A 14,505-nucleotide genomic window follows, 5' to 3' on the forward strand; every position below is an offset into this window, starting at 1 on the left:
GTGACCCGCACCAGCCGGGGCAGCGGCATCCCGCCCGTGCTGCTGGTCCCGGCCGCAGTCGGGCTGCTCTTCCTGCTGCTGCCCCTCGTCGGTCTCCTGGCCCGCGCGCCCTGGGCCGACCTGGGCGAGCACCTGTCCGACCCCGCTGTGCTCGAGGCGCTGCGGCTGTCCCTGTTCTCGGCCTTCCTGGCCACCCTCGTGTGTCTGGTGCTGGGCGTGCCCCTCGCCTGGGTGCTGGCCCGCGCGGAGTTCCGGGGCCTGCGGCTGGTCCGTGCGCTGATCACCCTGCCCCTAGTGCTGCCACCCGTCGTCGGGGGCGTCGCCCTTCTTCTGCTCCTGGGGCGCCGGGGCCTGATCGGACAGCACCTCTATGACTGGTTCGGCATCAGCCTGCCGTTCACGACGGCGGCGGTCGTGATCGCTGAAGCGTTCGTGGCGATGCCGTTCCTCGTGATCGCCGTGGAAGGGGCCCTGCGCGGTGCCGACCGGCGCTATGAGGACGCGGCCGCCACGCTCGGGGCGGGACGCTGGCTGATCTTCCGCCGGGTCACTCTGCCGCTGGTGGCCCCCGGCATCTCAGCCGGAGCGGTGCTCTGCTTCGCCCGGGCGCTGGGCGAATTCGGCGCCACCATCACCTTCGCCGGCAACTTCCCGGGCGTCACGCGCACCATGCCGCTGGCCGTCTATCTGAGCATGGAGACCAACCCCGAGGCAGCGATCGTGCTCGCGCTGGTCCTGCTGTTCGTCTCGGTCGTGGTCCTGGTCAGCCTGCGCGGCCGGTGGATCTCGGGAGCGTCCTCGTGACCACCCGACGCGGCGGCGAGGCGACTGAGGGCAACCGAGAGGCAACGGCGGCCGGCGGCCTCGCGGCATACCTCGCGGTCCGCCGTGGCACCTTCGAGCTGGACGTGGGGCTGGTGGTCCCGCGAGGCCAGGTCGTGGCCCTGCTCGGCCCCAACGGAGCGGGCAAGACCACGGTGCTGCACGCGCTCGCCGGGCTGCTGCGACTGACCGACGGGTCCGTCACGCTCCGTGGCCGCGTGCTCGACGACCCCGGGCGCGGGACGTTCGTGCCGCCTGAGGGCCGCGATCTGGGGATGGTCTTCCAGGACTACCTGCTCTTCCCGCACCTGTCCGCCCTTGACAACGTGGCCTTCGGGTTGCGCGCCCGCGGGGTCGGTCGCGGTGCTGCGCGGCAGACCGCGCAGGTGTGGCTGGAGCGAGTCGGGGTGCTCGAGCACGCCGGGTCGCGGCCGGGGCAGCTCTCGGGCGGGCAGGCGCAGCGGGTGGCGCTGGCTCGCGCCCTGGCGACGGACCCGGGTCTGGTCCTGCTCGACGAGCCACTCGCGGCGCTGGACGCCTCGACCCGGCTGGAGGTGCGCGGTGAGCTCGGGCGGCACCTGCGCGAGTTCGGCGGCAGCGCGCTGATGGTCACCCATGACCCGCTCGACGCGATGGTCGTGGCGGACCGCCTCGTGGTCCTCGAGGGTGGCGAGGTGGTGCAGGACGGCTCTCCGACGGAGGTCGCTCGGGCACCCCGGACGGAGTATGTCGCGCGCCTGGTCGGCCTCAACCTGCACCGCGGGCGGGGCAAGGGGAGCGTCGTGCGGCTCGAGGCGGGCGGACAGCTGCACGTCGCAGATACCCTCGAGGGGGAGGTGCTGGTGGCCTATCCGCCGACGTCCGTGACGCTGCACCGCCAGCACCCGGAGGGGTCCGCCCGCAACGTGTGGCAGGGCAGGGTGGCCGGCCTCGAGCAGCACGCCCACACCGTGCGGGCGCAGGTGAGCGCGCCCGACCGCCCGCACGTGCTGGCCGACGTCACGCCCGCCGCTGTCGCCGAGCTGGACCTGCGTCTCGGGGCTGCGGTGTGGCTGTCGTTCAAGGCGACGGACACGCACGTCTATCCAGGCTGACACCATTATGGTGTTGACACGACACCATAGTGGTGTCATAGTCGACGTCATGGAACTCACCACATACGTCGAGCGGTTGCGCAGCGAGGTTGCGGCCGCGACCGAGCTGGGTGGCCCGGAAATCACGGCCGCGGCACAGCGCGTGCTGCTGGCCGTGGACCCGGCGATCCGTCTGGTCCTGCTGGAGGCACTCACCGATGCCGCCGCGGAGATCACCACCGAGCTGCCCTCCGGGAGCGTCGAGACCCGCCTGCGCGGCCGGTCGCTCGAGTTCGTCCTGGACGGCGTCGGTTCTCATGAGGGTCCCGCAGAGGCCCACCCGCAGGACCCCGAGGTCGAGCCGATCGACGAGAGCGGCGATCAGATTCGCATCACGCTGCGCCTGCCCGAGGGGCTGAAACAGCGCGCGGAGGAGCTCGCCGTCGAGGTCGGCCAGTCGTTGAACAGCTGGCTGGTCGACGCGGTCCGGGACGCCGCGTCAGGTGGCCTGCGGATCAACCTGCGCGGACACGGCGTCCGGTTCGACTACCCGTCCGCACCCGGCGCCCCGAAGCCGCCGCGTGCTCCAGGCAGCCGGATGTCCGGCTGGTCCTGATCAGCACCCACCAGCGACGACTACGAGCAAGGACACACCATGGACTACACATTTGAGACTCCCCACCCCCCAGAGCTGACCGTCGAGATCGGCAGCGGACGGGTCGAGATCACGGCCGGCGAGACGAACGGCCGCACCCTGGTCACCGTCACCGGCAAGGGTTCGCAGGAGGCCACGGTCGAGCAGCGGGGCAGCACCGTCGCCGTCATCGGACCGCGTTCTCGGGACGGCTGGTTCAGCTTCGGCGGCAGTGCCCACCTGGACGTGCGGATCAGCGCCCCTCGCGGGAGTGCCGTCACCACCAAGCTCGGCTCGGCCGACCTCATCGCCTCCGGCGTGCTGGGAGCCTGCTCGCTGCGGTCCGGATCGGGCGACAACCAGCTCAAGGACGTCGGCAGCCTGGACGCCACCTCAGGCTCTGGGAATCTCGATGTCACCGTCGTCAACGGGGAGGCGGTGGTGCGCAGCGGTTCGGGCGACATCCGGATCGGCACCGTCACCGGCGATGTCCAGTCCGTCACCGGCAGCGGTGACCTCATCCTGGGCTCCGCGCACGGTGCGGTGACGGCCAAGAGTGGCTCCGGCGACGTGCGCATCGACGACTCCGGACGCGGGGCCGGAGTCACCACTGCCAGCGGTGATGTCACGGTCGGTCGCCTGGCCGGCGGCGGCGTCGAGGCCCGCACCGCGTCCGGCGACGTCAGCGTGCAGGTCAGGGCCGGCCTGCCGGTCTGGACCGACATCCACAGTCTCTCCGGAGACGTGCGTTCCGGGCTCCAGTCCCTGGGCCAGCCCGCCGAGGGCGACCCCTATGTCGAGCTGCGCCTGCGCACCGTCAGCGGTGACATCGCCGTCGCCCACCTGGTCGAGGCGCCTGAGCACGACCCCGCCAGCCAGCACCAGAGCAGCTGAGAGGAGGAATCATCATGTGCTATCCGATGGACGTCGACCTGGCCATGGATGCCCACCGCGAGCGCGAACACAGCCTCGAGGTCGCCAACCGACTCGCACTGAGCGACAGCAACCGACCCTCTGCCTTGCTGCAGATCCGTCACCGCTGACCGCTCCGCGGTCCCCACGCACCCCGTCCACACCAGAGGCGGGCGAGACCGATCCGGTCCCGCCCGCCTCAGCGTGTCTGGTGTGTCGTTCCAAGTGTGTCGTCCCAGGTGGAGTGGTGCTCTCAGAGCTCCATGCCGAGCCGACGTGCCGAGCGCGACTTCTGCCGCTGGGCGCGCATCCGACGCAGGCGCTTGACCAGCATCGGGTCGTGCTCGAGCGCCGCCTGGGAGTCGATCAGCTGGTTCAACAGCTGGTAGTAGCGCGTGGAGCTCATGTCGAACAGGTCCTTGATCGCCTGCTCCTTCGCGCCGGCATACTTCCACCACTGGCGCTCAAAGTCGATGATCTGGCGGTCGCGCTCGCTCAGCCCGGCAGCAGACTCGTCGCCAACGATCCTCGGTGCGGCTCCCATGCTGTCCCTTCCGTGCTCGTCCGCCGGGCGCCCCACCCGGCTCTGGCCCACACTCTACGACGCAAATGACAGGCTTGTCATTATGACGGGCCGCTGCATCGTCGAACTGTCAACCCCATTGATCCCGTCAGCATCACCAGCGCCGTGAGCACCACGGGCACAGTCGCACCGCGCTGCCACCCAGGCATACTGTGACGTCGTGAGCAGTCCGCCCACCGCCCCGCTGGCAGAGCTCGTGCACCCGTCCTGGGCTCGTGCGCTGGCCCCGGCGACCGACACGGTCCGCGAGCTCGGAGCCTTCCTGCGTGCCGAGGTCGAGGCCGGTCGCGGCTACCTGCCCCCCGGCGAGCACGTCCTGCGGGTCTTCTCGCAGCCACTGGACCAGGTGCGCGTGCTGATCGTCGGCCAGGACCCCTATCCCACCCCCGGTCACGCGGTGGGGCTGTCCTTCTCGGTCGCACCCGACGTGCGTCCGGTGCCCCGCAGCCTGCAGAACATCTATGCCGAGCTGGGCACCGACCTCGGGCTGCCGCTCCCGAGCACGGGTGACCTGTCACCGTGGGCCGAGCGCGGTGTGCTGCTGCTCAACCGGGTGCTCACCGTGCGTCCCGGAGCGCCCGCCAGCCACCGCAGCAAGGGCTGGGAGCAGGTGACGGACCTGGCGATCTCCGCGCTCGTCGGACGCGGCGGGCCGCTCGTCGCGATCCTGTGGGGTCGCGACGCACGCTCCCTGGCGGGGGACCTGGGCGATGTCCCCACGATCCAGAGCGCCCACCCCTCACCGCTGTCGGCGCGGGGCGGGTTCTTTGGGTCCCGGCCGTTCAGTCGGGCCAACGACCTGCTCACCGCACAGGGCGGAGAACCAGTGGACTGGTCCCTGCCCTGACACTCCCTGCTGGGCTGTCGTGACGGGCGATCCGGCACCATAGGAGCATGGCAGGCAGTGCAGACACCGGCAGCATCCGGCCGCGACCTCATGAGTGGAACCGCTATGTCGCGCTCGGCGACTCGATGACCGAGGGGCTGGGTGACCCCGGCCCGGACGGCGGGCTGATCGGCTGGGCGGACCGGCTGGCCGCGCTGCTGTCGGCCCACTCGCCGGACTTCACCTATGCCAACCTGGCGGTGCGGGGCCGGAAGCTGGCGGACATCGCCGGTCCGCAGATCGAGGCCGGGCTCGAGCTGCAGCCGGACCTGGTCAGCATCATCGGCGGCGGCAACGACATCCTCCGGCCCGGCGCTGATCCGGACGCGCTGGCTGCTGAGCTCGAGGAGGCGATCGCCACGATCCGGGCCTCCGGCGCCGACGTGCTGATGGCCACCCCCGCGGACCCGGCCGGTGCCCCCATCGTGGAGCGCACGCGCGGTCGCGCCGCGATCTATCTCGGGCACCTGTGGTCGATCGCCGAGCGGCAGGGCGCCTACCTGATGAACCAGTGGTCCTTCAGCTTCCTGCGCGACTGGCGGATGTGGGAGCCGGACCGGATCCACATGAGTGCCGAGGGGCACCGGCGGGTCGCCCTGGCGGCCTACGAGACCCTCGGTCACACCGCGGAGGAGGCAGACTGGCGGGTGCCCCTGCCACCTCAGCCCGCGCCGGGTCGGCTGGAGGCGCTGCGCGAGAACGCCGTGTGGGCCAAGGAGTATGCCGCCCCCTGGGTGAGCAGGCGCCTGCAGGGGAAGTCCTCGGGCGACACCATCGTGCCGAAGCGTCCGGAGCTCGGACCGCCGAGCACCCCCGACCGCCTCTGACGTCGTTCGCCTTCGTGTCGCGGCCCGCTCGGGTTCCTGGGCACCGTTGCGCGGCGTGCGGGAGTGAAATTTCACTATCGCAGCGTCATCAACCGTGCCCAGGTGAGACGGGGCGGATGCGCCCGACGTATGTGCCATGTCACACAACCACTTGGGACAGGTGCCCGCCCTCGCCTACGGTGAGCCCATGTCTGTGGCGACGATGCACGAGCTCGCGCCCGGGATCTTTGTGCGTCGGCACTCCGAGCTGGACCTCAACTGTGGTCTGGTGATCGGCTCCAAGCGGGTCCTGGTCATCGACACCCGCAGCACGGCAGACCGGGGGACCCAGCTGGCGGCGGCGGTGCGCGAGCTCACTCCGCTCGAGCAGGTGGTCGTCAACACGCACGCCCACTACGACCACTGTTTCGGCAACGTCGCCTTCCGTGACTCGCAGATCTATGGGCACGTCCTGGCGGCTGAGAGCCTGCAGCGGACGGCCGAGCACCAGCGCAGCCAGGTCGTCGAGCACCTGACCCGCACCGACCGCCCCGAGCTGGCGCAGACCTACCTGGACACCGAGGTGGTGCTGCCCTTCTATCTCGTCGAGGAGGACACCCCGATCGACCTCGGTGACCGCACGGCATACCTGCTGTTCGGAGGCAGGGCACACACCGACCACGACCTGGTCGTCGCGGTCCCGGATGCCGGTGTCGTCTTCTGGGGTGACCTGATCGAGCAGGGGGCGGACCCGGCGATGGAGGACTCCTTCCCGTTCGAGTGGGGTTCGACGGTTGCAACCCTGAGCGAGCACCCGCTGGTCAGGGACGCCTCGGTGCACGTGCCGGGCCACGGCGAGGCGGTCGACGCCGCCTTCGTGCAGCAGCAGCAGCAGGCCCTCTCAGCCCTCGCGACCGAGCTCGAGGCGGCTCTGGCCACCGGGGTGCAGGGCGTGGACGGCCTCATCGGCAAGACCCGCGGGCTCGGGTTCCAGGACGAGACGCTGCGAGAGGCTGCCGTGCGTGCGCTAGAAACCCGCCCTGGCGCGACCGGGAGCCAGCCAGCAATATAGGGCCATGAGCCAGGACGCCGGGACCGACAGCGGGAGTGACGACACGACCGGGGCCGCGGGTGACTACCGGGCGCTGGTCCGCAGCAGCCTCGATGATCCGGAGGGGTTCTGGGGCGCTGCAGCGCAGGAGCTGACCTGGATCCACCCGCCGAAGACGGTGCTCAAGGACCGAGCGCCGTTCTACGACTGGTTCCCGGACGGCGTGCTCAACGTCTGTTACAACGCGCTTGACCGTCATGTCATCGACGGCCGCGCCGACCAGCTGGCGCTGATCTATGACAGCCCGGTCACCGGCACGCAGCGCAGCTACACCTATGCCGAGCTGCTCGACGAGGTCGCCAGGTTCGCCGGCGTGCTGCGCGACCTCGGGGTCAGCAAGGGCGACCGCGTTGTGGTCTATCTGCCGATGATCCCCGAGGCCGTCATCACCATGCTCGCGTGTGCGCGCATCGGTGCGGTCCACTCGGTCGTCTTCGGTGGTTTCGCGCCGGCCGAGCTGGCCGCCCGCATCGAGGACGCCGAGCCCGTGGTCGTCGTCTCGGCCTCCTGCGGTGTCGAACCGACCCGGGTGGTGGAGTACAAGCCGATGCTCGACGAGGCGCTGCGCCGCTCGAGCCACCAGCCACAGCACTGCGTCATCGTCCAGCGCGAGCAGGCGCTGGCCGAGCTGGGGGAGACGGACCTGGAGTGGAGCCAGCTCATGCGCCCCGGCGCCATCGCGCCGGCCGAGTGCGTCAAAATCCTCGCGACCGACCCGCTCTATGTCCTCTACACCTCCGGCACGACCGGCAAGCCCAAGGGGATCGTGCGGGACAGTGGCGGTTATGCCGTGGCCCTGCGCTGGTCGATGAGCAACCTGTATGACGTGCAGCCGGGGGAGACCTGGTTCTGCGGCTCCGACGTCGGCTGGGTGGTGGGCCACTCCTACATCGTCTATGCCCCGCTGCTCACCGGCGCGACCACGATCCTCTATGAGGGCAAGCCGGTGGGGACGCCGGATGCGGGTGCCTACTGGCGGCTGATCCAGGACTACGGCGCCGTCGCCGCGTTCACCGCCCCGACCGCGATCCGCGCGATCAAGAAGGTCGACCCGGACGCGGCGCTGCTGGCCGGCTATGACACCTCCTCACTGCGGACCCTCTTCCTGGCCGGGGAGCGCCTGGACCCGGACACCTGGGAGTGGGCCACGCAGGCGCTGGGTGTCCCGGTGGTCGACAACTGGTGGCAGACCGAGACCGGCTGGCCGATCACGATCAACCCGGTCGGCATCACCCTGCTGCCGATCAAGCCTGGGTCGTCCGGGCCGGCGACCGTCGGCTACGACGTGCAGGTGCTCGATCCGTCGGGTCAGCCGACGGAGCCGGGGGTCGAGGGCGCGATCTGCATCCGGCAGCCGCTGCCACCGGGGACGCTGCCGACGCTGTGGCGCGACGACGAGCGCTATGTCAGCTCCTACCTGTCCGCCTTCCCGGGTTACTACCTCACCGGGGACGGGGGGTATGTCGATGAGGACGGCTATGTCTTCGTCATGGGGCGCACCGACGACGTGCTCAACGTCGCCGGGCACCGGTTGTCGACCGGTTCGCTGGAGGAGGCCCTGGCCGGGCACCCGTCGGTGGCCGAGTGCGCGGTGATCGGCATCCGGGACGCGCTCAAGGGCCAGGTGCCGCGGGCCCTGGTCGTGCTCAAAGCCGGGATCCAGCTCGACGAGGCCGGGACCGCCGCGCTGCAGGCCGAGCTGGTGGACCGGGTCCGCGCCGAGGTCGGCGCCGTGGCGGCGCTGCGCCAGGTCGACGTCGTCGACGGGCTGCCCAAGACCCGCTCCGGCAAGATCCTGCGCAAGACGATGCGCCAGATCGCCGACGGCGACGAGGCGGTCGTGCCGTCCACGATCGAGGACGTCTCGGTCCTGGACGGCCTGCGCGGGGTGCTGTCAGGCCCCGATCGCTCGAGCTGACCACGCTGAACCCTCGCTGCAGGGACGGTCCGGGAGGCTCGCGTGACGGCATACGGCTGGCTGTTTCGTGCGTGGAACACCCCTGGCATTTGCACTCGGACCCCCCGAGTGCTAATCATGGACTTAGCACTCTGACCATGAGAGTGACAGAAATGACCGACTGAGTGAGGGTCGGCCAAGCCGGTGCGACGTGAGCCTGGTGCGGCTGGTCCGTCCGTCGCGGGCACGAGGTCGGTCGCCAACCCCGTTCAGCGTGTGGGAGGAACCACCCGAATGGCCAAGACCATTGCTTTTGACGAGGAGGCCCGTCGCGGGCTCGAAAAGGGCATGAACACCCTTGCCGACGCCGTGAAGGTCACCCTGGGCCCCAAGGGACGCAACGTCGTCCTGGAGAAGAAGTGGGGCGCGCCCACCATCACCAACGATGGTGTGAGCATCGCCAAGGAGATTGAGCTCGAGGACCCCTACGAGAAGATCGGCGCCGAGCTGGTCAAGGAGGTCGCCAAGAAGACCGACGACGTCGCCGGTGACGGCACGACGACGGCGACCGTCCTGGCTCAGGCCATGGTCCGTGAGGGCCTGCGCAACGTCGCGGCCGGCGCGAACCCGATGGCCCTCAAGCGCGGCATCGAGAAGGCCGTCGACGCCGTCTCGACCGAGCTGCTCTCGATGGCCAAGGATGTCGAGACCAAGGAGCAGATCGCGCAGTCCGCGTCCATCTCCGCGGCCGACGACGAGATCGGCAACATGATTGCCGAGGCCATGGACAAGGTCGGCAACGAGGGCGTCATCACCGTCGAGGAGTCCAACACCTTCGGCCTGGAGCTCGAGCTCACCGAGGGCATGCGCTTCGACAAGGGCTACATCAGCCCCTACTTCGTCACCGACACCGAGCGCATGGAGACGGTCCTGGAGGACCCCTACATCCTCGTGCTCAACTCCAAGATCAGCGCGATCAAGGACATGCTGCCCGTCCTGGAGAAGGTCATGCAGTCCGGCAAGCCGCTGGCGATCATCGCCGAGGACGTCGAGGGCGAGGCCCTGGCGACCCTGGTGGTCAACAAGATCCGTGGCAACTTCAAGTCCGTGGCCGTCAAGGCTCCGGGCTTCGGTGACCGCCGCAAGGCCATGCTGGCTGACATCGCCATCCTCACCGGTGGCCAGGTCATCTCCGAGGAGGTCGGCCTGAAGCTGGAGACGGCCGAGCTCGACCTGCTGGGCCACGCCCGCAAGGTCGTCGTCTCCAAGGACGAGACCACGATCGTCGAGGGTGCCGGCGACGCCGACGCCATCGCCGGTCGGGTCAAGCAGATCCGTGCCGAGATCGAGAACTCGGACAGCGACTACGACCGCGAGAAGCTGCAGGAGCGCCTGGCCAAGCTGGCCGGCGGTGTTGCGGTGATCAAGGCCGGCGCTGCCACCGAGGTCGAGCTCAAGGAGCGCAAGCACCGCATCGAGGACGCCGTCCGCAACGCGAAGGCTGCCGTCGAGGAGGGCATCGTCGCCGGCGGTGGCGTGGCGCTCATCCAGGCCGCGACCGCCTTCGACAACCTCTCCCTGGAGGGCGACGAGGCCACTGGCGCCAACATCGTCCGGGTCGCCATCGAGGCCCCGCTCAAGCAGATCGCCATCAACGGCGGTCTTGAGGGTGGCGTCGTGGCGGAGAAGGTGCGCAACCTGCCCGCGGGTCACGGCCTCAACGCCGCGACCGGGGAGTATGGCGACATGCTGGGCTTCGGTGTCGCCGACCCGGTGAAGGTGACCCGTTCTGCCCTGCAGAACGCCGCCTCCATCGCAGCCCTGTTCCTGACCACCGAGGTCGTCATCGCGGACAAGCCGGAGCCGGCCGCCGCGATGCCCGCCGGTGACGGTGGCATGGGCGACATGGGCGGCATGGGTTTCTGACCCACGCCGACTGAAGTTCCCGCGTTCCTCGCGGTCAACCAGCAACGGGGCGGTCTCCTCACGGAGGCCGCCCCGTTGTTTTGTTGACAAACGGACGGGATTCACCGACCATACTGTGATGACCGACGATACGACACTTCCCGACCGGGACGCCTCGGATGGACCGGAGCCGGGTGCGGCGGTCCCGGACTACGAGCTGCTCGATGCCCTGACGCTGGAGGACCCGGCGCAGTACCGCGCGCTGTTCGAGGAGACTCGCCAGGCGATCGTCGCCCTGCTGCGCGAGCGGGCCGCGACCATCTCGGAGCTGGCCGCCGTCCTCGACAAGCCCAAGGGAACGCTCGGTCACCACATGCAGGTGCTCGCCGACGCGGGCCTGGTGCACGTGGTCCGCACCAAGAAGGTGCGCGCGTTGGAGGCGAAGTACTGGGGCCGGACCGCGCGGATCTTCTTCTATGAGCACCTGGACACCGGACATGGGCAGCGGGTGCTGGCACGGGCTGCCGCTGAGGTGGGCCAGGCCGAGGCGGAGGCCGAAGCAGCGGGCCTGGACGTGGCCAGGGTGCTGGACGTGAACCGACGTGATGTCCGGATCCGGGCCGAGCGGACCCGTGAGTTCCGGCACCGATTGGGAGAGCTGCTGACCGACTTTGCCGACGAGCCCCGCTCCGGGGATCAGACCTATGCCCTCGTCTATGGGATCTTCCCGAGCGCGACGCCGTCGTTGCCCACCGCTGAGGACGAGGCGTGAGCACCCGCGTCGCCTCGCGACCCGGCCTGGGCCGCAACTACTGGAAGCTGTTCAGCGCCTCGGTGATGACCAACCTGGGGGACGGTCTGATGTCCGTCGCGCTGGTGTGGCTGGCCTCGGCGATCACCCGCGACGCGCTGCTGATCGCGCTGGTCGGCCTCGCCTCGAGGCTGCCGTGGCTGATCTTCTCGCTGCCGGCCGGAGTGATCACCGACCGCTTCGACCGACGACACCTGGTCGCCTGGATGGACGTCGCCCGGGTGGCCGTGATCGCCGGCTTCGCGGTGGTGGTCCTGCTCCACCAAGACGGGCTGCCGACTCCTGAGCAGCTGGCCTCCGGGGAGGTGCCGGCCTCGGACAGCTCAGGTCTCCTGCTGGCCATCCTCTGCCTGGTCTCGCTGCTCCTCGGCTGCGCCGAGGTGGTGCGCGACAACGCGGCCCAGACCCTGATGGCCTCGGTCGTCGACAAGTCTCAGCTGGAGCGGGCCAACGGTCGGTTGTGGGGCGCCGAGACGGCGATGAACAACTTCGTCGGGCCACCGCTGGGTGGGCTGATCGTCGCCGTGGCCCTCGCCCTGCCGTTCTTCTTCAACGCCGGGCTGCTGGCGGTCGGGGCCGCCCTCATCTTTGCCCTCAGCGGCTCCTTCATGCCCAAGGGACAGACCACCACGGGCAAGATCCAGTGGCGCGCCGAGATGGGCGAGGGGTTTCGGTGGCTGTGGAACAACAAGGTGCTGCGCACGCTGGCGATCCTGCTCGGCGGGATGAACATGCTCTCGGCTCTGTCCTTCGTGATCCTGGTGCTCTTTGTCCAGGAGGTCCTGGGCCTGTTTGAGGGGTGGCAGTTCGGGGTCGTGATCACCGGCATGGCGGTCGGGGCGGTGCTCGGATCGCTGGTCGCTGAGCGGATCAGTGCGCGGCTGACCCAGGGCACCAGCCTGTTCCTGGCGATCATCGGGTCTGGGCTGTCCTTTATCGTGATCGGTCTGACCTCCTCAGCCGTGGTGGTGTGGTTGGTCGGCGTCGGCAGCGGCGTATTCATCGTGCTGTGGAACGTCATCACCGTCTCGCTGCGGCAGCGGATCATCCCCGATCACCTGCTGGGGCGGGTCAACTCGGTCTATCGGTTCTTCGGCTGGGGGACCATCTCGCTGGGCACCCTGCTCGGCGGGCTCATCGTCACCGGCGGAGAGCCGATCCTCGGACGGGAGTGGGCGCTGCGCACGCCCTTCCTGATCGCCGGCGGCGCGCACCTGCTGCTGCTGATCATCGCCCTGCCGCGGATCAACACCGCCAAGATCGAGCAGGCCCAGGCCGCCGCGGAGGCCGACGTTGCCGCGGAGGTCGAACCCGTCCGCGACCCCGACGGACTGGACCGGGCCGACACCTGAGCCAGCAGCCACCAGCGCAACGAGGTGGCCTCCCCAGGAGGCCACCTCGCTGTTCTCCCCCCTCCCCCTAGCCGCTCGAGGCGCTGCCTCGTGGGCGGCCTACCCCCTGGCGGAGCCGTGGGGGGCCAGCCCGGAGCGCCTCACTGGGCGGTGAAGCGCGTCCGGTTGGCCTGCTCCACCAGGTCGTAGTCCTCGCCCGCCGACTTCAGCGCGAGCGAGATCTGCTGTAACGAGCCCCGCACCTGCTCCTGCGTGGCGCTCCACTGCTGGGTGATGTTGGTGAAGTTGCCCGCCGCAGCACCGCGCCAGCAGTCCTGCAGTCCGTTGAGGCGTGCCATCATGGCGCGCACGTCACTCTCGATCTGGGCCGAGATCCGCTGGATGTCGCCCGAGGCGGCGGCGATCCGGGCGGTGTCGACGGCAAACGTCGTGCTCATGGTCCCTCTCCTTCTCACGGTTGGCCGGACCCCTGCGGCCAAGCCTGTGCGGACGAAGGTAGGCCGGTTGGCGGGCTCTCCGCAGAAGTTGTCCACAGGGGCTACGCTCGGCCGGATGACCGTCACCCGTTCGTTGCTGCTCTTTGCCCTCGCTGCCGTCCTGGAGATCGGCGGCGCGTGGCTGGTGTGGCAGGGGATCCGCGAGCACCGCGGTTGGGTCTGGATCGGGCTGGGCGTGATCAGCCTCGGTCTCTACGGGATCGTGGCCACCCTCCAACCAGACGCGAACTTCGGACGCATCCTGGCGGCATACGGCGGCGTCTTCGTGGCCGGTTCGCTGCTCTGGGGCATGGTCGTCGACGGGTTCCGGCCGGATCGCTATGACGTCAGCGGCGCGCTGGTCTGCCTGGTCGGCGTGGCCATCATCATGTATGCCCCTCGTGGGGTGGTCTGACGCATGCGACGGCTGGTGTGATGGGTGCGTCTCGACTGAGCGGGAGGCGCCGGTGATCCTGATCGACCCGCCGACCTGGCCCGCGCACGGCCGTCTCTGGTCGCACGTGATCAGCGACAGCTCTGCGGAGGAGCTCCACGCCTTCGCGCGTCAGGTGGGCCTGCCGCAGCGGTCCTTCGAGGGGGATCACTACGACGTGCCGGGGGAGCGCCACGCCGAGCTGGTCCGGGCAGGGGCGGTGCCGGTCGGCAACCGTGAGCTGGCCCGCCGCCTGAGCGTCAGCGGGTTGCGCTTCCGCAAGCGCAAGGGGGAGCGGCCCCTGGCCAGGATCGTCGACGGGTTGGCCACGGTCGGTGGACCCCACGTCCTGGACGTCGTCGGCTCGCCGCACGAGCCGGTGGTCGGCGCGGGTGCCTCGGTCGTGCTGATCGCCGGGCCCGCGGACGCGCTGGTCCTGGTCCAGAGCGTGGCGCGGGTCGGTTGGGCGCCGCCCGGGGGCAAGCGTGAGGCGGGGGAGACCGTGCGCGGCGCTGCGGTGCGAGAGGTCGCCGAGGAGACCAGCCTGCGCCTCGATCCCGTCCACCTGTTGCCGGTCGGCTACGAGCGCATCACGATCGCGGAGGGCCAGCAGCGGTCGCCGTGGACCGCCGGCGACAACCACATTGCGGTCTTCGGCACGTGGCTGTCCGAGCGGCCACCTGTCGCGCCGCGCAGTGACGACGTCACGACCGCGGAGTGGGTCGGGCACGACACCGCGGCTCAGCGGTGTGCGGACCAACCCTGGTGGCCACTGGTGGAACGGTTCAGGGGGATGCGCTAGCG

16 protein-coding genes are annotated in these 14,505 nt (G+C 69.9%); 14 read left to right on the plus strand and 2 right to left on the minus strand.

The genetic code is table 11. The features are described from left to right. From NF557_RS02935 to NF557_RS17515, 5 genes are read left to right on the plus strand one after another with little or no spacing between them, the layout of a single operon-like run. Positions 1-804 (plus strand): ABC transporter permease, encoded by an 804-nt coding sequence (locus NF557_RS02935; RefSeq protein WP_252621600.1) that lies wholly within the window; start codon positions 1-3, stop codon positions 802-804. Beyond that, positions 801-1,916: an ABC transporter ATP-binding protein gene (locus NF557_RS02940; protein WP_252621601.1), complete on the plus strand. Its 1,116-nt coding sequence runs from the start codon at positions 801-803 to the stop codon at positions 1,914-1,916. Before NF557_RS02935 ends, NF557_RS02940 begins: the two co-directional genes overlap by 4 nt. Before the next feature lie 49 nt (positions 1,917-1,965). Further along, positions 1,966-2,511: a histidine kinase gene (locus NF557_RS02945; protein ID WP_252621602.1), complete on the plus strand. Its 546-nt coding sequence runs from the start codon at positions 1,966-1,968 to the stop codon at positions 2,509-2,511. A 39-nt stretch (positions 2,512-2,550) separates the two neighbouring features. After that, the gene (locus NF557_RS02950; protein ID WP_252621603.1) at positions 2,551-3,423 is read left to right on the plus strand and encodes a DUF4097 family beta strand repeat-containing protein; all 873 of its coding nucleotides are present in this window, start codon (positions 2,551-2,553) and stop codon (positions 3,421-3,423) included. Between the two features lie 14 nt (positions 3,424-3,437). Beyond that, positions 3,438-3,572 (plus strand): hypothetical protein, encoded by a 135-nt coding sequence (locus NF557_RS17515; RefSeq protein WP_256841112.1) that lies wholly within the window; start codon positions 3,438-3,440, stop codon positions 3,570-3,572. 122 nt (positions 3,573-3,694) lie between these two features. Here NF557_RS17515 and NF557_RS02955 read toward each other — a convergent pair whose 3' ends face one another. Further along, positions 3,695-3,985: a DUF3263 domain-containing protein gene (locus tag NF557_RS02955; protein WP_252621604.1), complete on the minus strand. Its 291-nt coding sequence runs from the start codon at positions 3,983-3,985 to the stop codon at positions 3,695-3,697. Between the two features lie 199 nt (positions 3,986-4,184). Here NF557_RS02955 and NF557_RS02960 point away from each other — a divergent pair, with 199 nt between their 5' ends. The 7 genes from NF557_RS02960 (at position 4,185) to NF557_RS02990 (ending at position 12,792) form a co-directional block, all read left to right on the plus strand. Beyond that, positions 4,185-4,871, plus strand: a complete 687-nt coding sequence (locus NF557_RS02960) for a uracil-DNA glycosylase (RefSeq protein ID WP_252621605.1) — start codon at positions 4,185-4,187, stop codon at positions 4,869-4,871. A gap of 47 nt (positions 4,872-4,918) precedes the next feature. Beyond that, positions 4,919-5,737, plus strand: coding sequence for an SGNH/GDSL hydrolase family protein (locus tag NF557_RS02965; RefSeq protein WP_252621606.1), 819 nt, complete (start codon positions 4,919-4,921; stop codon positions 5,735-5,737). A gap of 187 nt (positions 5,738-5,924) precedes the next feature. Next, positions 5,925-6,788, plus strand: a complete 864-nt coding sequence (locus tag NF557_RS02970) for an MBL fold metallo-hydrolase (RefSeq protein ID WP_252621607.1) — start codon at positions 5,925-5,927, stop codon at positions 6,786-6,788. 4 nt (positions 6,789-6,792) lie between these two features. Further along, a complete protein-coding gene (locus NF557_RS02975) occupies positions 6,793-8,745 on the plus strand; it encodes a propionyl-CoA synthetase (RefSeq protein ID WP_252621608.1) in 1,953 nt (650 codons plus the stop codon). Positions 8,746-9,018: 273 nt separating this feature from the next. Continuing rightward, a complete protein-coding gene (groL, locus tag NF557_RS02980) occupies positions 9,019-10,650 on the plus strand; it encodes a chaperonin GroEL (protein WP_252621609.1) in 1,632 nt (543 codons plus the stop codon). A gap of 118 nt (positions 10,651-10,768) precedes the next feature. Further along, positions 10,769-11,401, plus strand: coding sequence for an ArsR/SmtB family transcription factor (locus tag NF557_RS02985; RefSeq protein WP_252621610.1), 633 nt, complete (start codon positions 10,769-10,771; stop codon positions 11,399-11,401). After that, positions 11,398-12,792 carry an MFS transporter gene (locus NF557_RS02990; RefSeq protein ID WP_252621611.1) on the plus strand — a complete coding sequence of 465 codons (1,395 nt, stop codon included), beginning with the start codon at positions 11,398-11,400 and terminating at the stop codon, positions 12,790-12,792. The genes NF557_RS02985 and NF557_RS02990 overlap by 4 nt, the downstream gene beginning before the upstream one ends. A gap of 140 nt (positions 12,793-12,932) precedes the next feature. Here NF557_RS02990 and NF557_RS02995 read toward each other — a convergent pair whose 3' ends face one another. Continuing rightward, complete coding sequence (locus tag NF557_RS02995; RefSeq protein ID WP_252621612.1) at positions 12,933-13,229, minus strand: WXG100 family type VII secretion target; 297 nt, start codon at positions 13,227-13,229, stop codon at positions 12,933-12,935. 115 nt (positions 13,230-13,344) lie between these two features. Here NF557_RS02995 and NF557_RS03000 point away from each other — a divergent pair, with 115 nt between their 5' ends. Together NF557_RS03000 and NF557_RS03005 are read left to right on the plus strand one after the other, a co-directional pair. Next, positions 13,345-13,683, plus strand: coding sequence for a YnfA family protein (locus tag NF557_RS03000; RefSeq protein WP_252621613.1), 339 nt, complete (start codon positions 13,345-13,347; stop codon positions 13,681-13,683). Positions 13,684-13,735: 52 nt separating this feature from the next. Next, on the plus strand, positions 13,736-14,503 hold the full coding sequence (locus tag NF557_RS03005; RefSeq protein ID WP_252621614.1) for a DUF4031 domain-containing protein: 768 nt from the start codon (positions 13,736-13,738) through the stop codon (positions 14,501-14,503). Positions 14,504-14,505 lie beyond the last annotated feature (2 nt).

Origin of the sequence: Ornithinimicrobium cryptoxanthini, assembly GCF_023923205.1 — a bacterium.
Taxonomy (GTDB): Bacteria; Actinomycetota; Actinomycetes; order Actinomycetales; family Dermatophilaceae; genus Ornithinicoccus; species Ornithinicoccus cryptoxanthini.